Below are 24,064 nucleotides of genomic sequence, written 5' to 3'. Positions count from 1 at the left end.
TAACTGCGGCGCCGGCGTTCCGCTACTGTGCATCCGACAAATGCGCGATCGTTGCCCGGGCGCGTCGTTGGGCCTCCGCAGGGATGTCCTTCACGATCGGTTCCAGGAACGCGAAGCGCCGCAGCCACTGGCTGGACTGGCGTTCCTTTCTCGCGTTCGCCCGTTGCCACCAGTCGGCGATGTCGCCCCACCCGGGCGCAGCCAGGGAGCCACCCACTTCCTGGACTGCAAGCGAGGCGCACAGGTTGGCGAACCGGAGCCGGTCCCCCAGCCTCCATCCCGCCAGGCTCCCCACAATGAACGCTGCCCCGAAGCAGTCGCCCGCACCAGTGGGGTCGTAGGCGGATACAGGCAGGGAAGGCACCCATTCTTCCTCGCCGGTCTCGGAGTCCACGGCCACGGCCCCCTGTGGCCCGAGCGTCACGACGGCTACGGGAACGCGGTCAGCCAAGGAATAGAGTGCAGCCCAGGGGTCCGCCTTACCGGTGAAGGCCATGGCTTCGGGCGCGTTGGGCAGGAAGGCGTGGAAGTTCTCCAGCAAGTCAAGCCGGCGCTCGGACCACTCCCCGGTAGGGTCCCACCCCACCACGCCGAACAGTTTGGTACCGGACTCCTTGGCTGCCAGCATCCACGGCTCCAACTCCTCGCCCAGGTCAGCGACGGCGGCGAGCGCCTTGGGCGGCTGCCCTATCAGCTCGGAGGAACTGATGGGAGCGGGATGGCCGTGGGTGACCATGGATCTGTCCTGGTTGACGCACATGGAAACAGTGACCGGCGAGTGCCAGCCCGGAACCGTCCGCGACAACGAGAGATCAACGTGCTCCTGGGTTTCGAGGATCTGCCAGTTGTAGTCCCCGTAGCCATCGTCGCCGAAGGTCGCGGCGAGGTTGGTCCGCAGGCCCAACCGGGCAGCAGCGATGGCTTGGTTGGCCACGCCGCCGGGGCAACTTCCCATGCCCTCGCTCCAGACCTCCGTGCCGGGTTCGGGCGCGTGAGGGAGTCCCGTGAAGATGATGTCCTGGAAAACTGTTCCCGTCAGGAGAAGATCGCAGTGGTTGTCCCCATCAGGGCGCACGGCAGCAAGGGGGTCAAAACGTCGCTGGGGCATAGCGTCCATGCACCGCAGACTACGCTGCACCTGCAGGGCTGCATAGACTTGCGGCGCTGCATAGACTCGGACCATGCGGCTCATGATCGCCGGTGGCGGCGGCTTCCGGGTTCCCCTTGTCTACCGGGCTTTAGGCGCGGGTCCCTTCGCCGGGCTGGTGGACGAACTGGTGCTCTACGACGTGGACGCCTCGCGGCTCTCAGCCATCGAAGCAGTTGTCCGGGACATGCCCGCCACTGATGGTTCCGCTCCCGCCATCGTGGTCTCCACTGACCTTGGGGCGGCCCTCACCGGGACAGACATGGTTTTTGCCGCCATGCGCCCAGGCGGCACTGCCGGGAGGATCGCCGACGAACGCGTGGCACTTGAGCTCGGCCTGCTGGGCCAGGAAACCACGGGCGCCGGCGGGATCGCCTATGCGCTACGAACCATTCCCCGCATGCTTGAACTCGCCGAGGCGATGCGGCGTCACTGCCCCGATGCGTGGCTCATCAATTTCACCAATCCCGCCGGCATGGTGACGGAGGCGCTGGTACCTGTTTTGGGCCGCAAGGTCATCGGCATCTGCGATTCGGCCGGAGGCCTGGTCCAGCGGGCGGCCCGGGCTGTTGGCGCGCCGTTGAAAGAAGGAACTCTCGACGGCGTGGGCTACTTCGGGCTGAACCACCTCGGTTGGCTCTACCGTTTGGCACCGGGCGGCCGGGATCTGTTGCCGGGACTGTTGTCTGACCATGCGGCGCTGGAGTCCATGGAGGAGGGCAGGTTATTTGGGCAGCACACCCTGCTGCAGCTGGGCTGCCTGCCCAACGAATACCTTTACTACTACTACCAAACGGCGCACGCAACGGCTGCCATCCGCCGGCAACCTCAAACCCGTGGGGCGTCAATTCACCAGCAGCAGAGTTCCCTCTACCCGGCATTGGTCCATGCCGCCCACCCGTTTGAGCTGTGGGACGCCGCCCGACGGTCCCGCGAAGAAGGCTACTTGGCCGAGGCACGGACGCATGGAGAGCAACGGGACGAGGAAGACCTGGCCGGAGGCGGTTACGAACGCGTGGCGTTGTCCGTCATGCGTGCACTCTCAGGCGGCGGGGCTGCCCAGCTGATCTTGAATGTGCCCAACGCTCCGGTGTCGACTGCAGGCGGCAGGGCCCCGACGGAAGTGGCCGTACCCGGACTGCCGGGGGACGCCGTCGTCGAGGTTCCGTGCGAAGTGACTCCCGACGGCGCGTTGCCGCTTGCGCAGGAACGGCCGGGCGGGCAGTTCCTCACCCTGATGCAGCACGTCAAGGAGGTGGAGCGGCTGACGATCCGCGCAGTCGCTTCCGGCGAGCGCAACGCCGCCATTGGCGCATTCGCGGCGCACCCGCTGATTGGCTCGGCGGAGTTGGGTGACCAGCTCCTTGCAGGCTATGAGGCGGCTTTTCCGGAACTGGCGCAGTTGTGGGGCCCTAAAGCTTCCGGTACATGACGTGCAGGCCGACGTAACCAATCTCCGGGTGGTCAAAAGCCTCAGGCACGGTGGCGAGGATCCGGAAGCCCATGGACTGCCATAACCACACCGCGCGGACGTTGCTCTCCACCACCGCGTTGTACTGCATCGCGTAGAACCCGGCGGCTTTGGCCTCGCTGAGGGAGTAGGCGCACAAAGCCCGGGCGATTCCCTGGCCCGAGTTGTTGGCCCCTACCATGTACCCGGCGTTGGCTACGTGGCTCCCTCCACCTGCTTGGTTGGCGTGGAACTCCCCCGTGCCCAGTACCTCGCCCGTGTCCTTGTGGACAGCCACGAATGTCTGACCCGGAGCATCTTTGATCCATTTGCTGCGGGCGACTTCCTCAGTGGTGTCGCGGTCCCAGGTGAAGGTTTCGCCGTCGCGGATTACCGGTTCAAGGATGGACCAGATACCGGGCCAGTCCATAAGGGTTGCTGTGCGGATGTCGAAAGTCTGTTCTTGGCTCACAGCGGCCACGCTAGCAGCCTTGGACACTGCGGGGTTGTCCCCAAATGCAGTTGGAGGGCAGGAGTAGTGTTTTCTGCAGGGCAAACATGGTTTTGCTGTTTGCTGTGAATGTCAGGAGGAATGCGGTGCCGTTGATCCGTCGGGTGGCGTTCCTGTCGTTGCATACCTCCCCCATGGAGCAGCCCGGGGCCGGGGATGCCGGCGGGATGAATGTCTACGTTCGGGCATTGGCGATGGCGCTGGCGGAGTCCGGTGTGGAGGTGGAGATCTTCACCCGTTCCACCAAGGCGGGCCAACCCGCCGTCGAGCATCCCGGGCCCGGCGTCTGCGTCCACAACGTCATGGCCGGACCGCGCCGGAAACTGCCCAAGGAAGAACTGCCGGCGCTCCTGCATCAGATGGTGGAGGAAATCGACAGGATCCGCGGCAGCCAGCTGCACGGCCGCTACGATGCCATCCATTCGCACTACTGGGTTTCCGGGGTGGCCGGGCTTGAGTTGTCCGAGCTGTGGGGTGTTCCACTGGTGCACACCATGCACACCATGGCCAAGGTCAAGAACCTCGTCCTCGAATCCGGGGAGCGTCCTGAGCCGCGCCGCCGCGAAGAAGGCGAACAACGGATCGTCGATGGTGCTGCCCGGCTGGTGGCCAACACTCCCGCCGAAGCTGAAGAACTGGTTTCCCACTACGGTGCAGACCTTGACAGGATCGATGTCGCGCCGCCCGGGGTGGACCTCAAAGTATTCACGCCGTCCTTCCGGCGGAAATCGCGTTCCTTGCGGGATGTCAGGCCGGACAGTTTCCATATCCTCTTCGCAGGGAGAATCCAGCGACTCAAGGGCCCCCAGGTGTTCGTCAAGGCGGCCGGTATCCTGCGCAAGCGCCGGCCGGACATTGATCTTGAGATGACCATCCTGGGGTCACTCAGTGGGGCCAAGGACTTCAACCTCCAGCACATCATCGAAGACGCCGGGCTGGCTGACGTCGTCACGCACCGCCCGCCGGTGGTGGCTCCTGAACTGGCCAGTTGGTTCCGTTCGGCAGACGTCGTGGTGATGCCCTCCTTCAGCGAATCCTTCGGTTTGGTCGCCTTGGAAGCACAGGCGTGCGGCACACCCGTGGTGGCTACAAATGTAGGCGGCCTGTCCCGCGCCATCTCGGACGGAAGGACCGGAATGCTGGTGGACGGTCACGACCCCTCCGACTGGGCAGACGCCCTCGAAGACCTGTATGACGATGCCCAGACGCGGGAAGACATGGGCCGGCTGGCCGCCACCCACGCCGAGTCCTTCGGATGGCAACGGACGGCAGCCATCACGTTGGAGAGCTACCGCGAAGCTGTAGGAGGCCTGCTGGTCCCGCGGCGCTGAGTCTTCGCCCGGATCCCGCTCCTGGGCTGGTAGATTGTCGCGCACAGCGTATGAAAGCCTGCAGCACCATCCACGCTGCAGGGACACTCAGCCGAAGGACAACGATGTCTGAAAAGGTCATGACTGATCTTGAAATTGCCCACAACGCCACCATGCTGCCCATCGAGGACATCGCCGAACGCGCGGGCATCAACGTGGATGCCCTGGAGCTGTACGGGCCATACAAGGCCAAAATCAATCCGGCCAAGCTGGTCCTCCCGGCCGGGAAACCCAACGGCAAGGTGGTGCTTGTATCGGCCATGTCGCCCACTCCTGCCGGCGAAGGCAAATCCACCACCACAGTGGGACTTGCGGACTCCCTGGCCCGTGCAGGACACAAGGTGATGATCGCTCTGCGCGAGCCCTCCCTGGGTCCCATCCTGGGAATGAAGGGCGGCGCCACAGGTGGCGGCTACTCCCAGGTGTTGCCCATGGACGACATCAACCTGCATTTCACCGGCGACTTCCACGCCATCACATCTGCGAACAACGCGCTCATGGCGCTGGTGGACAACCACATCTTCCAAGGAAACGAACTTGGAATCGATCCTCGCCGCATGACCTTCAAACGCGTGCTGGACATGAACGACCGCTCACTGCGCGAAGTCGTCATCGGCCTCGGCGGGCCCATGCAGGGAGTGCCACGGCAGGACGGCTTCGACATCACGGTCGCTTCCGAGATCATGGCAGTCTTCTGTCTCGCCACGGACCTCTACGACCTTCGGGCACGTCTTGGACGGATTACTTTCGGCTACACCTTTGATCGTGTGCCGGTCACTGTGGCTGACCTTGGTGTGGAGGGTGCCCTGACCATGCTCTTGAAGGACGCCATCAAACCCAACCTCGTCCAGACCATCGCCGGAACGCCGGCGTTGGTGCATGGTGGACCGTTCGCCAATATTGCCCATGGCTGCAATTCCTTGATCGCCACCACCACCGCAATGCAACTGGCCGACATCGTGGTCACCGAGGCCGGGTTCGGAGCCGACCTCGGTGCCGAAAAGTATATGGACATCAAGGCGCGCATCGCCGAGGTGGCGCCATCCGCCGTCGTGGTCGTAGCAACCATCCGTGCCCTCAAGATGCAGGGCGGGGTTCCCAAGGACCAACTCAGCCAACCCAACGTCGAGGCCGTGGCCGCGGGGGTGGAGAACCTGAAGAGGCACGTCGGGAACGTCGCCAAGTTCGGCATCACCCCTGTTGTCGCCATCAATAAGTTCGGCACCGACACCCCCGAGGAACTTCAGTGGCTCTTGGCTTGGTGCGCCGCGGAAGGCGTGGAGGCCGCCGTCGCTGATGTTTGGGGCCACGGAGGTGGAGGCGACGGCGGTGACGAGTTGGCCGCCAAGGTCGCAGCGGCCCTGGACTCACCGTCCACCTTCCATCACCTCTACCCCCTGGAACTCAGCGTCGAGGACAAGATCCGAACGATTGTGCAGGAGATCTACGGTGCCGAGGGCGTCGAATTCTCGGTTCCGGCCTTGAAACGCCTCGCCGAGATCGACAAGAACGGGTGGTCCGGCCTCCCCGTCTGCATGGCCAAGACACAGTATTCGTTTACGGACGATGCCTCCAGGCTCGGCGCACCCAAGGGATTCAGGGTCCATGTCCGCGAACTGATCCCCAAGACCGGGGCAGGGTTCATTGTCGCGTTGACCGGGGCCGTCATGACCATGCCAGGCCTGCCAAAGGAACCGGCGGCGATGCGCATGGACGTGGACGCTGAAGGACAGCCCACCGGACTCTTCTGACGCTCGTTACCTTTTTCGTAGCCTGTTTCCTGGTGCAGGATATGGGTGTGCTGGCCTGCTGATCCCGGCATGATTGTGACGCTCTGTCAGTCGATGATCTTGAGAGTGTTGTCACCGGGGTTGGTAGGTGCCGGGAGACCGCTGATAGGGGCAGGACAGTTCGGGAACGTCGTGCGTAACGTGGGTGCCGGGTCCTGACACCGATGGTGGGCCAGTGGAGGTAGTTGACTACGACTGGAGGTGCCAGATGATCACGAACCACGACGGTGTCGAGGTGTTTATTGGGCTGGATGTTGGCAAGGGCGTCCATCATGCCGTTGCCGTGGATCGGGCCGGCAGGAAATTACTGGACCGGGCGCTGCCCAACGATGAAGCCAAAATCCGGGAAATCATCGCCGAACTTGTGGACGCCGGACGTGTGTTGCTGGTCGTTGACCAGCCAGCGACTATCGGCGCGTTGCCGGTAGCCGTTGCCCAGGCCGCCGGGGTGCTGGTCGGCTACCTGCCGGGGCTGGCGATGCGCCGGATCGCGGATCTTCACCCCGGAGAGGCGAAGACCGATGCCCGGGACGCGTTCATCATCGCCGAGGCCGCCAGGACCATGCCGCATGCCCTGCGCTCGGTTCAGTTGGTCGATGAGCAGCTCGCTGAGCTGAGCATGCTTTGCGGGTTCGACGAGGATCTGGCCAAGCAGGCCACGGCGACTTCGAACCGGATCCGCGGGCTGCTCACCCAGATCCACCCAGCTCTGGAAAGGGTGCTGGGACCCTACATGGACCACCCGGCGGTGCATGACCTGCTGCGGACCTGGCCTACCCCTGAAGCGCTCCGTCACGCGGGCCGGCGCCGGATCGGGACCCGGCTGAGCAAACTCGCGCCGCGGATGGGTGAACGTCTTGCCGATGACATCATCGAGGCCTTGGGCCGGCAAACAGTCACTGTCGTGGGAACGAACGCCGCGACCATCGTGCTGCCCCAGCTCGCGGCCATGCTCGCCGGGCTCCACGAAAGCCGCGCCACGGTCCTCACCCAGGTCGAAGCTCTCGTGGAGGCCCACCCTCTTCACCCGGTCCTGATGTCTCTGCCGGCCGTGGGCATCAGGACCGCCGCACGAATCCTCACCGAAGTCGCCGGGAAAGAGTTCCCCACCGCCGGGCACCTGGCCTCTTACGCCGGGCTGGCCCCCGTCACCTGGCGATCCGGGTCCTCCATCCGCGGCGACCATTCCTCAAGAAAAGGCAACAAAGTCCTCAAACGAACCCTGTTCCTCTCCGCATTCGCTGCGCTCCACGACCCACCGTCCCGGGCATACTACGAACGCAAACGAGCCGAAGGAAAACGCCACAACCAAGCACTCATCGCCCTCGCACGACGACGCTGCGACACCCTCTACGCCATGCTCCGCGACGGCACCCTCTACCAACCCCCAACACCCAAAACCGCTTGACGAAAAACATAGGGACACTCTCACCTTTCAAGCCATTCCACCCGTTCCTCTCTCACTCTCTTGAAGAAAGTGAGCGAGGATGCGCCGACAGGCGACAGGACGTGAGAGAGCGTCGGGAAACGACAAACGCCCCCGTATCGGATACGGGGGCGTTTGATGTAACAGGGGTTTAGCGCTCGATGTCACCGCGGATGAAGGCCTCAACCTTGTCGCGGGCGAGGTCGTCGTTGAACTGCTCCGGCGGCGACTTCATGAAGTAGCTGGAAGCAGAGAGCAACGGGCCGCCGATACCGCGGTCCAGGCCGATCTTGGCGGCGCGGATGGCGTCGATGATGACGCCGGCGGAGTTCGGGGAGTCCCACACCTCGAGCTTGTACTCAAGTGACACCGGGGCGTCACCGAAGTTGCGGCCTTCAAGGCGGACGAAGGCCCACTTACGGTCATCGAGCCAGGCAACGTAGTCCGACGGGCCGATGTGGACGTCGTCGGCGTGCAGTTCAGCCTCGACGTTGGAGGTGACGGCCTGGGTCTTGGAGATCTTCTTGGACTCAAGCCGGTCGCGCTCAAGCATGTTCTTGAAGTCCATGTTGCCGCCAACATTAAGCTGGTACGTGCGGTCAAGCGTGACACCGCGGTCTTCGAACAGCTTGGCCATGACACGGTGCGTGATGGTGGCACCGATCTGGCTCTTGATGTCGTCGCCCACGATCGGGACACCGGCTTCGGTGAACTTGTCAGCCCACTCCTTGGTACCGGCAATGAAGACAGGCAGGGCGTTGACGAAAGCCACGCCGGCATCAATGGCGCACTGCGCGTAGAACTTGGCAGCCTTGTCCGAACCGACAGGCAGGTAGCAGACCATGACATCGGCCTTGGCTTCGCGGAGCGCTGCGACGATGTCGACAGCTTCTTCGGGTGCCTCAACGATGGTCTCGCGGTAGTACTTGCCAAGGCCATCGAGCGTGTGGCCACGCTGGACTTTAACGCCCGTTGCGGGAACGTCGGCGATCTTGATGGTGTTGTTTTCGCTGGCGCCGATGGCATCTGCCAGGTCCAGGCCAACCTTCTTGCCGTCAACGTCGAAGGCAGCAACGAACTGTACGTCGTTGACGTGGTACTGGCCGAACTCCACGTGCATCAGACCCGGGATCGTGGCCTTGGGGTCAGCGTCGCGATAGTACTGAACACCTTGGACCAGCGATGCGGCGCAGTTACCTACACCGACAATGGCAACACGAATCGGATGTGAAGACACGGAACTCCTTTTGAGAAAATAACCTCATGCGCCAGGCGCAGCCCTGACTGAGTCCAGGGCACGACTGATTGGCACGGCGCCATTCGGCGCACTCTTGCATTGTAACCAACACAGCAGGGGCCTGCTTTGTTCCCGGCAGGCCCCTGCTGTTTTATCTCGTAACTCCGGAGGCTACTTCTGCGCCCACCGGTTGATGTCAGATTCCACTGCGAACTCGTCAATGGCAGTGAGCTCATCGGTTGTAAACGCCAGGTTGTTGATCGCGCTGAGGGTGTCCTCCAGCTGGGCCACGCTGGACGCACCGACCAGTGCGGACGTCACCGGCGAGCCCTTCGGTTGGTCGCGCAGGATCCAGGCAATGGCCATCTGGGCCAGGGTCTGGCCCCGGCCCTCCGCGATCGCGTTCAGTCCCCGCACACGGTCCAGCTTGTCCTCGGTCAGCTGGGATTCAGACAGGAACCGCTCCTTGGCAGCACGGGAGTCCGCCGGCACCCCGTTGAGGTAGCGGTTGGTGAGCATGCCTTGGGCGAGCGGGGAGAAGGCGATCGAACCGGCGCCCACCTGGTCCAGTGCCTCGTACAGGTTGGGCGAGCCGTCCTCGGTCCACCGGTTCAGCATCGAGTAACTGGGTTGGTGGATGAGCAGTGGGGTGCCGAGTTCTTTCAGGATCCGGGCAGCTTCCAGTGTCTGTTCCGGCGTGTAGGAGGAGATGCCGGCATACAGGGCCTTGCCGGAGCGGACGGCGTAGTCCAGCGCGCCCATGGTCTCTTCAAGCGGCGTCTCCGGGTCCGGGCGGTGGCTGTAGAAAATGTCCACATAGTCCAGGCCCATGCGCTCCAAGGACTGGTCGAGGCTGGAGATCAGGTTCTTCCGGGATCCCCACTCGCCGTACGGGCCGGGCCACATGTAGTAGCCGGCTTTTGTGGAGATCACCAGTTCGTCACGGTACGGCTTGAAGTCGTCCGTCAGGTGGCGGCCGAAGTTCGTTTCGGCTGATCCGTCCGGCGGGCCGTAGTTGTTGGCGAGATCGAAGTGGGTAACGCCCAGGTCAAACGCCCGGCGCAGGATGGCACGCTGTTCATCGAACCGCTTGTCATCGCCAAAGTTGTGCCAGAGGCCCAGCGAGATGGCCGGCAGCTTGAGTCCGCTGCGTCCGACGCGGCGGTAGGGCATGGTTTCGTAGCGGTTTTCCGCAGCCGAATAAGTCATACGTACCATCCTGCCACTGCACAAACCGGGGCGACGGCGCTGTCCGCCATGTGGGCGCCGTCACCCTCGGCGTGGGTCGGGTTTAGTGGAGACGAACGACGGCGGCGCTGGCCCCGGGAAGCGTCAGAGTTCCTTCGTCCAGGGCTGCTTCACGGTCAGTGGCCAGCAGGATGGAGCCGCTCAGGGGTGTTCCGAGTGCTTCGTCGCCAAAGTTGCACACCACACGGACGGTGCCGCGGGACATCTGCAGCCATTGTTCGTCGTCGTCATACTCCACCACCGTGCTGCCGAAGCCGCCCTCCACCAACTCCGGGGTGTTCCGGCGCAGCTGTGCTAAATCCTTGTACAGCTGAAGCAGGCGCGCATGGTCCCCTTCGCTGGCTTCTTCCCACGTGAGTTTGGACCGCAGGAAGGTTTGCGGGTCCTGGGGATCAGGAACAACCGCGGGATCCCATCCCATGCGTTCGAATTCCTTGATCCTTCCCTCGGCCGTAGCTTTGCCGAGCTCGGGCTCCGGGTGGGAGGTGAAGAACTGCCACGGCGTGGACGCACCGAACTCCTCACCCATGAACAGCATGGGCGTGAAGGGGGATGTCATGGTCAGCACGGCGCCAACTGCCAACTTCCCGTAGCCCAGCGAGGCGGTGAGTCGATCTCCGATGGCGCGGTTGCCGATTTGGTCGTGGTTCTGAAGGCAGACCACCAGCGCCGACGGGTGGGCCAGATCCCGCCGAATGGGCCTGCCGTGGTGCCGGCCGCGGAAGCTGGAGTAGCTTCCGTCGTGGAGGAATCCGTGTTCCAGAACCTTCGCCAGGACGGCCAACGAATCGAAGTCCGCGTAGTAGCCGGTGGTTTCCCCGCTGAGGTTGACGTGCACGGCGTGGTGGAAGTCGTCACTCCACTGGCCTTCGAGTCCGTAGCCGTTGTCCTTGCGGGGATAGATAAGCCGCGGATTGTTCAGATCCGACTCCGCGATCAGGGTCCTGGGAATTCCTGTCTCGGCCTCGATCTGATCGCCCAAGGCTCCAAAGTCTTCCAGGATGTGCACTGCCCGTTCGTCGCGCAGGGCATGGACGGCATCGAGTCGGAGTCCGTCCACGTGGTAGTCCCGGAGCCACATCGCCGCGTTTTCCAGGATGTAGCGCCGAACGTCGTCCGAGCCCGGGCCATCCAGGTTTACGGAGTCCCCCCAGGTATTCCCTTCCCCCGATTTCAGGTACGGCCCGAACTTGGGAAGATAGTTTCCACTTGGCCCAAGGTGGTTGTAAACGACATCCTGGATGACACCCAAGCCGGCAGCATGGGCAGCATCGACAAACCGCTGGTAGGCCGCCGGTCCACCGTAGGGCTCGTGGACTGCATACCAAAGGACGCCGTCGTAGCCCCAGTTGTGCACACCGTTGAAACCGTTGACCGGCAGCAACTCGATGAAATCCACGCCAAGGTCCACCAGGTAGTCCAGTTTCTCCGCGGCAGCATCCAAGGTCCCCTCCGGGGTGAACGTACCGAGGTGGAGCTCGTAGATGACCGAACCCTGGAGGGTCCGCCCTTGCCAACCGGAGTCCTGCCATTCATGGGCGGAGGGATCAAAGGTGACGGACAACCCGTGCACACCCTCAGGCTGCCTCCGCGAACGCGGATCCGGGAACGGTCCCTCGCCGTCCACGACGTACCCGTAGGGCACATTGTCACCTGACTGGGCCACCGCATCAGCCGGCGCCCGCCACCACCCAGTGGCGGCGCCGTCGTGATGATGTTCCATGGCGTACTCGTGCCCGCCGGCAAGCAGCCGGACCGAATCAGCATTCGGCGCCCAGACGTCGTAACGGTTCTTTCCAGCGGCGTGCTCCAGCATCATGCTCCCCTGTACATATTCAAGCGTGCGTTGCGGTGACGGTGAGGGTGGTTCGGAATCAGTCGGTGGGCACCAAAAGGGCCACCGGGTACTGCCCCAGGAGAGTGGCCACCGGGACGGCACCGGCACTGTACGTAGCTCCGGTGAGTTCGTCCCGGACGTTCGTTGCCAGTTCGATGGCCGTACCGCGCCAGCCGCCATCGGCTGCCAGGCGTTTGGGCAGGCGAGTGCCAACGGCGACAGCACCCGGGGCATCCGATCCCCGGTCGAAGGCAACCACGTGGGCCGCCGCTTCGCCATGAACATCCACGGCGCGGTAGCCCCCAAACAATTCGGGGCGGTCACGGCGTAGCCTCAAGGCCCGGGAGACAACAAGGAGCTTGGCGGCTTCCTCGGTGTAAGCGGGCTTCGCCCCCTTGTCCACATCTGCCAATGCTGCGATGCGGGCCTGGAAATCCACGGGGCGCCGGTTGTCAGGATCGGTCAGCGAACCATCCCTGAATTCAGTGCCTTGGTAAACATCCGGGACACCGGGCATGGTCAGCTGGATGAGCTTGGCGGACAGCGAGTTGGAGGTGCCGTACGGTTCGAGCTCAGCCACGAAGTTCGCGATGGCTGCCGCAACTTCCGGCGCATCAAACGCGGCGTCGACGGCGGCAGCCAGGTGGCGTTCGAACTCCTGGTTGGGGTCGGTCCAGTTGGTGGAATTGCCGGCCTCACGGGCCGCTTTCAACGCGTACGACTGGAGCCGGCTACGATCAGCCGGCCACGCGCCAACGATCGACTGCCACACGAGTGCAGCCAAGGGTCCATCCGGGATAGGGGCCAGCTCCTGGACCGTCCCGAGGAACAATTCCCATTCCGGGACAGCCTCGGAAATGACAGAGATCCGTGCCCGGGCGTCCTCGCTGCGCTTGGTATCGTGCGTGCTCAAGGTAGTCATGGACAGCGGCAGTTCAGCGTGGCGACGCGCCATGCGTTCGTGGAAGTCCTGGGTGGACAAAGCAAACTCGGTGGGGTCTGCACCCACCTCGGTGAGTGTCCCCAGCCGTGTGTAGCGGAAGAACGCCGTGTCCTCCACGCCCTTGGCCATCACCATGCCGGACGTCTGCTGGAAACGCCGGGCGAGCTCGCCCCCAGTGTCCAAGAGGTACGGCGTCAGGTCTTCCAGCACCGCCTTCAGGTCTTCGCGGCTCTCCGCCGCACGGTTGATGGACTCCAGAAGGATCTCCTGCCCATACGGGAGATACGTTCGGTAGATGGGGAAGCAGCAGATGACTTCCGCGATGGCGTCAGCTGCCATCTCCGGAGACAATTGGGCGGCCTCCGGCACAAGACGCGCGAGCCGAAGGATTTCCGAGCGCAGGATGCCGTCCGCAATACGGCGCTTGGTCCCATGGATCATGGCTTCGTAGTCCGCCGGAGCCTCCGCATCCCGCAATCTGGCATCCAAGGAGTCGAGGTATTCCTCCGCAGCCGGGTCCACAAACAGGCGGTCCACGTCAGCGAGTGCGTCGTAGCCGGTGGTGCCTTCACAGTCGAAGGTATCCGGCAGTGCCTCCCCCGGTTCCAGGATCTTCTCGACAAGAAGGTAGGCCCCACCCGTTGCCTCGCGGAGCCTGGTGAGGTAACCCTCAGGATCCGCCAGGCCGTCCGGGTGGTCGATCCTGAGGCCGTCCACCAGCCCCTCACGGAACCAGCGGACGATCTCTTCATGGGACTCGTCAAAGACCCAGGGGATCTCCACGCGTACGCCGGCCAAGGTGTTCACTGCGAAGAACCGGCGGTAGTTCAGTTCCGCATCGGCCCGGCGCCAACCCACCAACTCGTAGTGCTGCCGCGCATGGACATCCCGTGGGCTCTCCCCGTCGCTGTAAGTGCCCTCGGCCAGCGGGAGCCGGTGATCATAATAGTGCAGCTCACCGTCCACGATTGTGAGCTGGTCAAGGTCGTCGTCGCTGCCCAGGATGGGGATGCGGATTTTCCCGCCCCCGAAGTCCCAGTCGACGTCAAAGGCCTCGGCGTACTTGGACGCGCGCCCCTCCTTCAACAAGTCCCACCACCAGGCGTTCTGCCCGGGAGAGGCAACGCCCATGTGGTTGGGCACTATGTCGGCAAGAATGCCCAGACCCTGCTCACGGGCGGCCTGGGACAGGGCAGCGAGCCCCTCCGGACCGCCGCGTGCGGGATCCACGGTGGAGGGATCGGTGACGTCGTAGCCATGGTCCGAGCCCTCCTCCGCCGTAAGGATCGGCGAGACATAGACCCAGTCAGCTCCAAGGGACCGAAGGTAGCCAGTGACCTCGGCAGCGTCCTGGAGCGTGAAGCTTGGCCGGATCTGGAGCCGGTACGTCGAGACGGGAGTCCTCATGAGTCCGCTTTCTTCGTTGTTCCGGACTCCTCGTCGGCAGGGGCGTCTCCCTTGTAGTCGAAGGGCAGCGACGTCACAGCAGGAGCCGTGATGGACGCCGTTTCCGGAGTGCTCGTCTGGGTCAGCGCCGCCAGCGACGCTGCCACAGAGTGGTCGGGCTCCACTTCGGGTGTGCTGTGCGCACGCAGCACTACCAGGGACTTGGCGCCGACCATGAGGATCTGGTCCGGCTTGACGACACCTGCCTCGGCTCCTTCTCCGGCGGTGTCGATCATGACATCCCATGCGGGTGCGTACTCGTCCGAAGGAATCCGGAAGCCTACCTCGTCCTGATCCGCGTTGAAGTAGAGGAGGAAGTTGACGTCGGTAATGCGCCGGCCCTGGTTATCGCGGCCGTGAATGCCATCGCCGTTCAGGAACACACCAACGGAGCGTCCCAGTGCTTCATCCCAATCCGAGGGACTCATGGTGCTCGCGTCAGCGTCCAACCATACGATGTCCGGGAGGCGTTCCCCTTCACCACGCAACACCGGACGTCCGTCAAAGAACCGGCTGCGGCGCAAGCTGGGGTGCTTGGCACGCAGGGCGCACACGGCAGCGGTGAACTCGATGAGCGGCTGGTCCACGTTCTCCCAGTTGATCCACGTCAGTTCAGAGTCCTGGCAGTAGCCGTTGTTGTTGCCGCGCTGTGTCCTGCCGAGCTCGTCGCCGTGGAGCAGCATGGGGACGCCTTGCGAGAGGAAAAGCGTGGCGATGAAGTTGCGCTGTTGGCGCGCCCTCAGGCCCAGGACTGTGGGGTCCTCGGTGGGTCCTTCGGTGCCGCAGTTCCAAGAGCGGTTGTGGGATTCGCCGTCGTTGTTGTCTTCGCCGTTGGCCTCATTATGTTTCTCGTTGTAGGAAACGAGGTCAGCCAGGGTGAAGCCATCATGGGCAGTGACGAAGTTGATCGATGCCACCGGTCGGCGGCCCGAGTGCTCATAAAGATCTGCGGAGCCGGTCAACCGTGACGCGAATTCACCCAAGGTGGACGGTTCCCCGCGCCAGAAGTCGCGGACAGTATCGCGGTACTGGCCGTTCCATTCAGTCCACTGCGGCGGGAAGTTCCCCACCTGGTAGCCGCCGGGACCAACGTCCCACGGCTCGGCTATGAGCTTCACCTGGGAAACCACCGGATCCTGCTGGATGAGTTCGAAGAAGGTGGAGAGTTTGTCGACGTCGTAGAACTCGCGGGCCAGCGTGGAAGCGAGGTCAAAGCGGAAACCATCCACGTGCATCTCGGTCACCCAGTAGCGCAGGGAGTCCATGAGCAGTTGAAGGGAGTGCGGGCTCCGGACATTCAGCGAGTTTCCCGTGCCGGTGTAGTCCATGTAGTACTTCTGGTCGTCTTCCACCAGGCGGTAGTACGCAGAGTTGTCGATGCCCTTGAAGGACAACGTGGGTCCCAGGTGGTTGCCCTCTGCCGTGTGGTTGTACACCACGTCCAGGATGACTTCGATGCCCGCGGTGTGCAGCGCGCGCACCATGGCCTTGAAGTCCTGGACCTGCTGGCCGGTATCGCCCTTGGAGCTGTAGCTGTTGTGGGGCGCAAAGAAGCCAATGGTGTTGTAGCCCCAGTAATTGTTCAGGCCCTTGTCCTGCAGGATGCCGTCGTTGACGAACTGGTGGACCGGCATCAGCTCGATGGCAGTAATGCCAAGCTTCTGCAGGTGGGAAATCACCGCAGGATGCGCGACACCGGCATATGTGCCGCGCTGTTCCTCGGGAACCTCAGGATGCATCTGGGTCAGGCCCTTGACGTGGGCCTCGTAGATGACCGATTTGTGGTACGGAATCCGCAGGAGCTTGTCGCCGTCCCAGTCGAAGAACGGGTTGATGACTACGCCCAGCATCATGTGCGGCGCTGAATCCTCATCATTCCGGGATTCCGGATCGCCCATGTTGTACGAGAACAGGGACGGGTCCCAGTCAATCTGCCGGTGGATGGCCTTGGCGTAAGGATCCAGCAGCAGCTTGTTGGGGTTGAAGCGCTGACCCGCATCGGGGTCGTAGGGGCCATGGACCCTGTAGCCGTATTTCTGCCCCGGCTGGGCTTGCGGGAGGTAGCAATGCCACACGTAACCATCCACCTCGGTGACGTCAACGCGGACTTCCCCGCCGTCGTCGTCGAAGAGGCACAGTTCCACTTTCTCGGCCTTCTCGCTAAACAGCGCAAAGTTGGTGCCGGTGCCGTCAAAGGTGGCACCCAGCGGATAAGCCGATCCAGGCCAGACTTCCATGCGTTCTCCTCTTGATGATGCGAACAACTGCTGCAAGCCTACTCATGACCCATGACACGGACAGTAACCTTACGGTCTTGTACGGTCGCATTCCGCGTTGAGCGAACCAATGACGCGCGGTACCGCGGCCATGATCGCCGACGCTGTAATGGGGCCGCCATCCAATTCTGCGGATGCCGCCGATCCTGCCCGGCCGTGGACGCTCGCGGCAACGGCAGCCAAGGCAGCCCAGCGGTCGGCAACGTCCAAGCCCAAGCGGGCGTACGCGCCGTCGTCGTTCGTGATCGATTCTGCACACTGCGCCAGCAAGGCGCCCACCACGCCGCCCAGAACATCGCCGCTGCCTGCAGTCGCCATCCACGCGGTGCCCTCGGACTGGCTGAAAACAACGCCCGACGGCGAGGCCACCAGGGTGGTTGCGCCCTTCAGGAGCACGGTTGCGCCGGTCTGTTCAGCGGCCTGCCGTACGAAGTGCAACGGCCGGGATTCGACGTCGTCCCGCGTCACGGCGACCTCGCCCGTGGAAGGAAGGGATGCCAGCAAGGTGGCGAGTTCGCCTGCATGTGGGGTCAGGATCCAGTGGGGTGGGCAGCGTTCCGGCAGAAGGCTCAGTGCGCCGGCATCTGCAACCACAGGCAAATCAGCCGCGAAAGCCGCCGCAGCGGTGTCCTTGGCGCGTTCCAATTGTTCCTCGCCGTCAACACCGGAACCCAGCAACCACGCTTGGACACGGCCAGCCTCAGCGGATTCCCACAACGCTTCCGGGGTTTGGGCCAGCACTAGCTGCGCGACGGTTTGGGGGCCGAGGTACCGCACCATCCCCGCGCCAGCAAGGGCCGCTGCATGGACTCCCAGGACAGCGGCACCGGCGAAACGCACAGAACCTGCCACAACGCCAAGGACACCGCGGGAATACTTGTGGGCACGCCGGCCGGGCATGGGCAGCAGCGCGCCCAACTCCGAGGAAGTGAGGCGGCGCAACTCAGCGTCTTCGGGTGGCAGCGACTCCTCAATACCGATTCGTACGAGTTCGATACGTCCGCAACATCCTTCGCCCGGATCCGTCATCAGCCCGGCCTTGATGCCACCGAAAGTCACCGTGACGTCGGCGTCCAGCACCGGCCAGTGCACTTCTCCGGTGTTGGCATCGAGCCCGCTGGGGACATCGCACGCCACTACCAACCGCGGACGCAGTTCCTGCAGGGACGCAACCAGTTCCGCAGAGGCGCCGCGTAAGCCCCCACGGCCCCCTGTGCCCAGCAACGCATCAATGATCACGTCGTCGCCGGCGCATAGGACGGCGAGCTCTTCAGCGTTCCCGGGTTCCAAGCGCAGTGCCCGACCACCGGACGAAACAAAAGCAGCCAGCGCCTCAGGATGGACCTCGGCAGCGGCGAGTACCGCCGTCGCGCGCATTCCCCGGCCCGCAAGAAAGGCCGCGGCAAAGAGGCCATCCCCACCGTTATTGCCTTTGCCCACAAGGACCGTGACGCCGGCACCGGTGAGCCTGCGCCGGCGCTTGACCTCGCGAACCACGGTTTGGGCAAGGCCATAAGCTGCCCGTTGCATAAGAACAGCGCCCTCACCGGAGTCCAGGAGCGGTTGTTCCGCATCCCTGATCTGTTGTCCGGTGAAGGCGCTGATCATTGCTGTTGAGGGTCCGTTCAGCCCTCGGCGAGGACAGTCGCCGTAGCGATGCCGCCGTCGTGGCTTATGGACAGGTGCCAGCGCTTGACGCCCTTGGCCTCGGCCACGGCAAGCACGGTTCCTTTGACCTGGACCGTAGGGCCATTCTGGTCGAGGCCGATCCAGCAGTCCTGCCAGTTCATGCCCGCCGGAGCGCCCAAAACCTTGGCCACGGCTTCCTTGGCTGCGAATCGGGCAGCCAAGGACCGGGTGTTGAGCTCCCGTTCGGCAGGAACAAACAGGCGGTCCCGGAGTCCGGGCGTCCGTTCCAACTGCCGGCCGAACCGCTCGATGTCTACGACGTCTACGCCAATGCCAACAATCATGGCGTTATTCTACGGTCACGCTCTTGGCGAGGTTACGCGGCTGGTCTACGTCGTAGCCCTTGGCGCCGGCCAGTTCAGCAGCGAAGATCTGCAGCGGAACGGTGGTGAGCAGCGGCATCAGCAGCGTGGGCGTCTCGGGAACGTAGAACACGTGCTCTGCGTAGTCCTTGACCGACTCGTCGCCTTCTTCAGCGATCACCAAGGTACGGGCACCACGTGCACGCACTTCCTGGATGTTGCTGACCACCTTGGAGTGCAGGGAGTCGCGGCCACGCGGGGACGGCACCACGACGAAGACCGGCTGGCCGTCGTCGATCAAGGCGATCGGACCGTGCTTGAGCTCACCGGCGGCGAAGCCTTCAGCGTGGATGTACGCGATTTCCTTGAGCTTCAAGGCGCCTTCGAGGGCAACCGGGTAGCCAACGTGGCGGCCCAGGAACAGCACGGACTTCTCGTCCTTCATGCTGCGGGCGAGCTCACGCAGGGGTCCTGCGTTGTCCAGGATGTGCTGGATCTTGGCCGGGATCTTGTTGAGGTCCGCGAGGACGTCCTTGATCTGGCCGGAGAAGATGTTGCCGCGCAGCTGCGCCAGGTACAGGCCCAGCAGGTAGGCGGCGGTGATCTGCGCCAGGAAAGCCTTGGTTGAAGCAACTGCGATTTCCGGTCCGGCGTGCGTGTAGAGCACGGCGTCGGATTCACGCGGGATGGTGGAACCATTGGTGTTGCAGATGGAGATCGTCTTGGCGCCCTGTTCGCGGGCGTAACGGACGGCCATCAGCGTATCCATGGTCTCGCCCGACTGGCTGATGGAAACCACCAGCGTGTTGGAGTCGACGATCGGATCGCGGTAGCGGAACTCGTGCGCGAGTTCCACCTCCGTGGGGATACGGCACCAGTTCTCGATGGCGTACTTGGCAACCAGGCCGGCGTAGGCCGCGGTACCGCAAGCCAGCACGATGATCTTGTCTACCTGCTTGAGGAGCTCCGGGTCGATACGGAGCTCGTCCAGGGTCAGCTTGCCGTCAAGATCCGAGCGGCCCAGGAGGGTCTGCGCAACGGCGTCCGGCTGGTCGTGGATTTCCTTCTCCATGAAGGAGTTGAAGCCACCCTTTTCGGCAGATGCCGGGTCCCAGTCGACGTGGTATTCCTTGCCTTCGGCCGGAGCGCCGAAGAAGTCGGTGATTTCCACGGAGTCCGCGGTGATGGTGACGATCTGGTCCTGGCCCAGTTCCACGGCACGACGGGTGTAGTCAATGAAGCCGGAGACGTCGGAGCCGAGGAAGTTTTCGCCATCGCCCAGGCCCACTACCAGCGGAGAGTTACGGCGGGCAGCAACGACGACGTCGGGCTGGTCTGCGTGCACTGCAAGAAGGGTGAAAGCGCCTTCGAGTCGCTGGCAAGCCAGGCGCATTGCCTCGGTGAGGTTGCCGCCGTCGCCATTGAGCTCGGTGCGGAAGATGTCGCCAACCAGGGCGGCTGCAACTTCAGTGTCGGTTTCGGACTCGAAGGTAACGCCCTTGGCGAGCAGCTCCTGCTTGAGTTCGGCGAAGTTTTCGATGATGCCGTTGTGAATAAGTGCAAGGCGGCCGCCGTCAGAGAGGTGCGGGTGCGCGTTGCGGTCGGTGGGGCCGCCGTGGGTGGCCCAACGGGTATGGCCGATGCCGGTCAGGGATTCAGGGACTGGATTTGCTTCCAGTTCACTGATCAGGTTGCTCAGCTTGCCGGACTTTTTACGGGACGAGATTGCCCCGTCAGCCACCACTGCGACGCCTGCGGAGTCATAGCCGCGGTACTCAAGACGGCGCAGCCCTTCCACGACGACGTCAAGGGCGCTGTGACCAGCTGCCTTGCGAGACGAATTGCCAACATAGCCTACGATTCCACACATGGGTACAAGCCTAACGGCTAGCGCAAACAACTGACGTGGGACATCCCAGCTCCTCCTCTTGCCAGTATGATGTCCAACCCTCACAATTCACCCTCCCGTCGTCGCGCATTTCCTGATCCGCCGCGTGGAGGGCAGAATCATGAGCGTGACTTTGCAACGCACCGAAGCTAATGGCGACGGCGCTTCCCCGTTTGTAGAGCTGGACCGCCAAACGTGGTCCAGGCTTGCAGCGCAGATGGAGCAGCCCCTCAACGAAGAGGACATCTTCCGTCTCCGCGGCCTCGGCGATCCCCTGGACATGAAGGAAGTCCGGGAGGTCTACCTTCCGCTTTCACGGCTCCTGCACCTGTATGTCCAGGCATCGCACCAGCTCCACGCGGCAACAACCACCTTCCTGGGCGAACAAACCCAACGCACGCCGTTCGTCATCGGCGTCGCAGGCTCCGTCGCTGTCGGCAAATCCACCATCGCCCGCGTGCTCCGGGAAATGCTCCGACGCTGGCCCGGGACCCCCAACGTGGAACTCATCACCACGGATGGCTTCCTCTATCCTTTGGCCGAGCTCAAACGCCGGCACCTGCTCGAACGCAAGGGATTTCCCGAGTCATATGACCGCCGCGGGCTCCTTCGCTTCGTCTCGGAAGTCAAAGGTGGCGCCGAAGAGGTTCGGGCACCTTGGTATTCCCACGTAACGTACGACATTGTTCCGGGCAAGGAAGTGGTGGTTCGGCGTCCCGATGTCCTGATCGTGGAGGGCCTGAACGTCCTCGCGCCCGCCCGCCCCCGCATGGACGGCAAGCAAGGACTGGCTGTCAGTGACTTCTTCGACTTCTCCATTTATGTGGACGCCAAGACCTCCTACATCGAGGAGTGGTACGTGGACCGCTTCCGGAAGCTGCGGACCACAGCCTTCGCGCAGCCGGAGTCCTACTTCCACCGTTATGCCACGCTGTCCGATGACGACGCCGAATCGACCGCCCGCGGCATTTGGAAGCGCATCAACGAACCCAACCTCGAGGAAAACGTGCTGCCTACCCGCGGCCGGGCGCAACTGGTCCTCACCAAGGACGCCGACCACTCCATCCGCCGCATGCTGCTGAGGAAGGTCTAGCGTGGCCGATCCGACGCCGCTGCCCAGCCGACGTACCTTCGCGGCCATGCTGACGGCCGGCGCGGGAATGGCCGCCCTGGCTGCGTGCACGCCCGAGAACGCTGTCCCCTCCCCCGTCGCCGCCAATGCCGCAAGCGGGGCTGCTTCAACCCCTGCCGTGCCCTCTGGGATCGCTTCCAGCGCCTCTACTACGGCTCCGGCGACGGTACCCCCGGACGCTGTTACGCCATCACCCAGTGCCGCGCCTTCCAGTTCTGCCCCCTCCAGCGCCGTTGCACCGCAGCATTCGCTGACGGACCCCACCAGCCCCTGGGTCATTGTCAACAAACACCGCCCACTCAACCCCCAGGACTTCGTCCCGGCAGATTTGGTCCAGCCAAACATCCGCCTCGCGGTCAGCGGCGAAGCTGCGTTGCTGAACAGCACGACGGCGGCTGCCGCAGAAAAGCTCTTCGCGGCCGCTGCGGCGGGGGGCGTCATCATGACGTTGGCTTCGGGCTACCGCTCCTACTCCACCCAAGTGGCCACGTATGGCGGGTACGTGGCCAGCACGGGTCAAGCGGCAGCAGACCGCGCCTCAGCCCGCCCGGGGCATTCCGAACACCAGACGGGCTGGTCCTTCGACATCGGAGACGGCGGAGGGGCATGCAGCTTCCAGCCATGCTTTGCCGAACAGCCCGCAGCAGTGTGGGCGAAAGCCAACGCGCACAAGTTTGGCTTCGTGGTCCGCTATCCGTGGATGTTCCATGACACCACGGGCTATTTCTATGAGTCCTGGCACCTGCGTTACATCGGTGTGGAGGCTGCCACCGATATGTCGGCGCGCGGCATCGCGACGCTGGAAGAGTACTTCGGGCTCGAAGCGGCACCCGACTACCTTTAGCCCTTAAACGGCTTCGGGGCCCCCCCCCCCCCGGGGGGGTTCCTCCCCCCGCGGCCCCCCCCGCCCCCCCCCCCACTCCACCCCCCCACCCCCGCGCCCCCCCCCCCCCCGGCCGGGGGGGGGGGGCCCCCCCCCAAGCCATTTTCAGACTTCTTAGACAGCCATCTCGCTGGAAGCGCCCAAACGCTCCTTGACCACTGCAGCAAGACCACTGCAGATTCGCTCAGCCGTCTCCATGTCAGCGGCTTCCACCATGACGCGGACCAATGCCTCGGTACCGGAGGGGCGGAGGAGCACGCGGCCGGTCTCGCCCAATTCGAGTTCCGCTGCAGCCACAGCAGCGGCAACGCCTTCATCAGTACCGGCACGGGCCTTGTCCACGCCCTTGACGTTGATCATCAGCTGCGGGAGTTTAGTCATCGCCGTCGCAAGATCCTTGAGGCTGCGGCCGGTCAGGGCTACCTGGGCTGCGAGCTGCAAACCGGTCAGGACGCCATCGCCTGTGGTTGCGTAGTCGGAGAAGATCACGTGGCCCGACTGTTCGCCACCGAGGTTGTAGCCGCCGTCGCGCATTTCTTCGAGCACGTAGCGGTCGCCCACCCCGGTTTCGCGGATGGTGATACCGGCACCCTTAAGGGCGATCTTGAGCCCGAGGTTGCTCATGACGGTCGCAACAAGGACGCTGTCCTTGAGCTTTCCGGCGTCGTTGAGAGCCAATGCCAGGATGGCCATGATCTGGTCGCCATCCACTTCGTTGCCCTCGTGGTCCACGGCAAGGCAGCGGTCGGCGTCGCCGTCGTGGGCCACGCCAAGGTCTGCGCTGTGCTGAAGCACAGCTTCCTTCAACGGGCCCAAGTGGGTGGAGCCCACGCCCTCGTTGATGTTCAGGCCGTCCGGTTCGGCGCCGATAACGACGACGTCCGCGCCGGCATCCTTGAATACCTGGGGTGAACAACCGCTCGCCGCGCCGTGGGCGCAGTCGAGGACTACCTTCAGGCCATCCAGGCGCTTGGGAAGCGTGCCCAGCAGGTGCACGATGTAGCGGTCTTCAGCGTCGGAGAACCGCTGGATGCGTCCAACGTCCGCTCCAATCGGGCGCTGCGGCTCTTTGCCCAGCTGCGCCTCGATGGCGTCCTCGACGTGGTCCGGGAGCTTCTGGCCGCCCCGGGCGAAGAACTTGATGCCGTTGTCCGGAGCGGGGTTGTGCGAGGCCGACAACATAACGCCGAAATCGGCGTCGAGATCTGCCACCAGGTAGGCGGCCGCAGGTGTGGGAAGAACACCGGCGTCATAGACGTCGATGCCGGAGCTGGAAAGCCCCGCTTCCACGGCGGCGGCAAGGAACTCACCACTCGCCCTGGGGTCCCTGGCGACGACGGCGCGCGGCCGCTTGCCGTTGGTTGTGCGGTCATGGCCGAGTACGACGGCGGCGGCCTGGGCGAGCTGCATAGCCAGCTCTGCGGTGAGCAATCCATTCGCGAGACCGCGCACGCCATCTGTTCCAAATAATCTAGACATCGGCTCAAGT

The 24,064-nt window shown here is 63.7% G+C and carries 17 protein-coding genes; 6 read left to right on the top strand and 11 right to left on the bottom strand.

Going from position 1 to position 24,064, the window contains the following annotated elements:
- Positions 1-22: 22 nt before the first annotated feature.
- Complete coding sequence (locus LN996_RS06020; protein ID WP_231339526.1) at positions 23-1,117, bottom strand: carbohydrate kinase family protein; 1,095 nt, start codon at positions 1,115-1,117, stop codon at positions 23-25.
- 64 nt (positions 1,118-1,181) lie between these two features.
- On the opposite strand from LN996_RS06020, the gene LN996_RS06015 reads away from it, so the two are divergent.
- Positions 1,182-2,579: a 6-phospho-beta-glucosidase gene (locus tag LN996_RS06015; protein ID WP_231339525.1), complete on the top strand. Its 1,398-nt coding sequence runs from the start codon at positions 1,182-1,184 to the stop codon at positions 2,577-2,579.
- On the opposite strand, the gene LN996_RS06010 is transcribed toward LN996_RS06015, so the two are convergent.
- Positions 2,560-3,078: a GNAT family N-acetyltransferase gene (locus LN996_RS06010; protein ID WP_231339524.1), complete on the bottom strand. Its 519-nt coding sequence runs from the start codon at positions 3,076-3,078 to the stop codon at positions 2,560-2,562. The genes LN996_RS06015 and LN996_RS06010 overlap by 20 nt on opposite strands.
- A gap of 116 nt (positions 3,079-3,194) precedes the next feature.
- On the opposite strand from LN996_RS06010, the gene mshA reads away from it, so the two are divergent.
- The 3 genes from mshA to LN996_RS05995 all read left to right on the top strand — a co-directional run bounded on the left by mshA (position 3,195) and on the right by LN996_RS05995 (position 7,676).
- Complete coding sequence (gene mshA / locus LN996_RS06005; RefSeq protein ID WP_231339523.1) at positions 3,195-4,439, top strand: D-inositol-3-phosphate glycosyltransferase; 1,245 nt, start codon at positions 3,195-3,197, stop codon at positions 4,437-4,439.
- A gap of 104 nt (positions 4,440-4,543) precedes the next feature.
- Positions 4,544-6,229 (top strand): formate--tetrahydrofolate ligase, encoded by a 1,686-nt coding sequence (locus LN996_RS06000; RefSeq protein WP_231339522.1) that lies wholly within the window; start codon positions 4,544-4,546, stop codon positions 6,227-6,229.
- Positions 6,230-6,476: 247 nt separating this feature from the next.
- Positions 6,477-7,676 carry an IS110 family transposase gene (locus tag LN996_RS05995; protein WP_231339521.1) on the top strand — a complete coding sequence of 400 codons (1,200 nt, stop codon included), beginning with the start codon at positions 6,477-6,479 and terminating at the stop codon, positions 7,674-7,676.
- Positions 7,677-7,845: 169 nt separating this feature from the next.
- Here LN996_RS05995 and LN996_RS05990 read toward each other — a convergent pair whose 3' ends face one another.
- From LN996_RS05990 to glmS, 8 genes are all read right to left on the bottom strand, one after another.
- Positions 7,846-8,931 carry an inositol-3-phosphate synthase gene (locus LN996_RS05990; protein WP_231339520.1) on the bottom strand — a complete coding sequence of 362 codons (1,086 nt, stop codon included), beginning with the start codon at positions 8,929-8,931 and terminating at the stop codon, positions 7,846-7,848.
- A gap of 171 nt (positions 8,932-9,102) precedes the next feature.
- Positions 9,103-10,140, bottom strand: a complete 1,038-nt coding sequence (mgrA, locus tag LN996_RS05985; protein WP_231339519.1) for an L-glyceraldehyde 3-phosphate reductase — start codon at positions 10,138-10,140, stop codon at positions 9,103-9,105.
- Positions 10,141-10,222: 82 nt separating this feature from the next.
- On the bottom strand, positions 10,223-11,995 hold the full coding sequence (treZ, locus tag LN996_RS05980; RefSeq protein ID WP_231339561.1) for a malto-oligosyltrehalose trehalohydrolase: 1,773 nt from the start codon (positions 11,993-11,995) through the stop codon (positions 10,223-10,225).
- Positions 11,996-12,053: 58 nt separating this feature from the next.
- Entirely contained in the window at positions 12,054-14,366 is a 2,313-nt protein-coding gene (gene treY / locus LN996_RS05975) for a malto-oligosyltrehalose synthase (protein WP_231339518.1), read from the bottom strand.
- Positions 14,363-16,642 (bottom strand): glycogen debranching protein GlgX, encoded by a 2,280-nt coding sequence (glgX, locus tag LN996_RS05970; protein ID WP_231339517.1) that lies wholly within the window; start codon positions 16,640-16,642, stop codon positions 14,363-14,365. Before glgX ends, treY begins: the two co-directional genes overlap by 4 nt.
- A 69-nt stretch (positions 16,643-16,711) precedes the next feature.
- The gene (locus LN996_RS05965) at positions 16,712-18,289 is read right to left on the bottom strand and encodes an NAD(P)H-hydrate epimerase (protein WP_231339516.1); all 1,578 of its coding nucleotides are present in this window, start codon (positions 18,287-18,289) and stop codon (positions 16,712-16,714) included.
- Between the two features lie 17 nt (positions 18,290-18,306).
- Entirely contained in the window at positions 18,307-18,654 is a 348-nt protein-coding gene (locus tag LN996_RS05960) for a holo-ACP synthase (RefSeq protein WP_018760400.1), read from the bottom strand.
- A 4-nt stretch (positions 18,655-18,658) separates the two neighbouring features.
- Positions 18,659-20,542: a glutamine--fructose-6-phosphate transaminase (isomerizing) gene (gene glmS, locus LN996_RS05955; RefSeq protein ID WP_231339515.1), complete on the bottom strand. Its 1,884-nt coding sequence runs from the start codon at positions 20,540-20,542 to the stop codon at positions 18,659-18,661.
- A 139-nt stretch (positions 20,543-20,681) separates the two neighbouring features.
- Between glmS and coaA the strand changes: the two genes are divergently transcribed.
- Both coaA and LN996_RS05945 read left to right on the top strand, forming a co-directional pair.
- Entirely contained in the window at positions 20,682-21,653 is a 972-nt protein-coding gene (gene coaA / locus LN996_RS05950; RefSeq protein ID WP_026539842.1) for a type I pantothenate kinase, read from the top strand.
- 67 nt (positions 21,654-21,720) lie between these two features.
- Positions 21,721-22,536 carry a D-alanyl-D-alanine carboxypeptidase family protein gene (locus LN996_RS05945; protein ID WP_231339560.1) on the top strand — a complete coding sequence of 272 codons (816 nt, stop codon included), beginning with the start codon at positions 21,721-21,723 and terminating at the stop codon, positions 22,534-22,536.
- A 153-nt stretch (positions 22,537-22,689) separates the two neighbouring features.
- Here LN996_RS05945 and glmM read toward each other — a convergent pair whose 3' ends face one another.
- Entirely contained in the window at positions 22,690-24,054 is a 1,365-nt protein-coding gene (gene glmM, locus LN996_RS05940) for a phosphoglucosamine mutase (protein ID WP_231339514.1), read from the bottom strand.
- Positions 24,055-24,064 lie beyond the last annotated feature (10 nt).

It is taken from the genome of Arthrobacter sp. AK01 (assembly GCF_021109375.1).
Lineage (GTDB): Bacteria > Actinomycetota > Actinomycetes > Actinomycetales > Micrococcaceae > Arthrobacter.
This window is presented reverse-complemented; position numbering and strand designations above follow the sequence as displayed.

Excerpts from the sequence above, each read along its gene's own strand:
- LN996_RS06020 (WP_231339526.1), bottom strand. The coding sequence starts at position 1,117 with ATGGACGCTATGCCCCAGCGACGTTTTGACCCCCTTGCTGCCGTGCGC.
- LN996_RS06015 (WP_231339525.1), top strand. The coding sequence starts at position 1,182 with ATGCGGCTCATGATCGCCGGTGGCGGCGGCTTCCGGGTTCCCCTTGTC.
- LN996_RS06000 (WP_231339522.1), top strand. The coding sequence starts at position 4,544 with ATGTCTGAAAAGGTCATGACTGATCTTGAAATTGCCCACAACGCCACC.
- LN996_RS05995 (WP_231339521.1), top strand. The coding sequence starts at position 6,477 with ATGATCACGAACCACGACGGTGTCGAGGTGTTTATTGGGCTGGATGTT.
- mgrA (WP_231339519.1), bottom strand. The coding sequence starts at position 10,140 with ATGACTTATTCGGCTGCGGAAAACCGCTACGAAACCATGCCCTACCGC.
- treZ (WP_231339561.1), bottom strand. The coding sequence starts at position 11,995 with ATGCTGGAGCACGCCGCTGGAAAGAACCGTTACGACGTCTGGGCGCCG.
- treY (WP_231339518.1), bottom strand. The coding sequence starts at position 14,366 with ATGAGGACTCCCGTCTCGACGTACCGGCTCCAGATCCGGCCAAGCTTC.
- glgX (WP_231339517.1), bottom strand. The coding sequence starts at position 16,642 with ATGGAAGTCTGGCCTGGATCGGCTTATCCGCTGGGTGCCACCTTTGAC.
- LN996_RS05965 (WP_231339516.1), bottom strand. The coding sequence starts at position 18,289 with ATGATCAGCGCCTTCACCGGACAACAGATCAGGGATGCGGAACAACCG.
- LN996_RS05960 (WP_018760400.1), bottom strand. The coding sequence starts at position 18,654 with ATGATTGTTGGCATTGGCGTAGACGTCGTAGACATCGAGCGGTTCGGC.
- glmS (WP_231339515.1), bottom strand. The coding sequence starts at position 20,542 with ATGTGTGGAATCGTAGGCTATGTTGGCAATTCGTCTCGCAAGGCAGCT.
- coaA (WP_026539842.1), top strand. The coding sequence starts at position 20,682 with ATGAGCGTGACTTTGCAACGCACCGAAGCTAATGGCGACGGCGCTTCC.
- LN996_RS05945 (WP_231339560.1), top strand. The coding sequence starts at position 21,721 with ATGGCCGCCCTGGCTGCGTGCACGCCCGAGAACGCTGTCCCCTCCCCC.
- glmM (WP_231339514.1), bottom strand. The coding sequence starts at position 24,054 with ATGTCTAGATTATTTGGAACAGATGGCGTGCGCGGTCTCGCGAATGGA.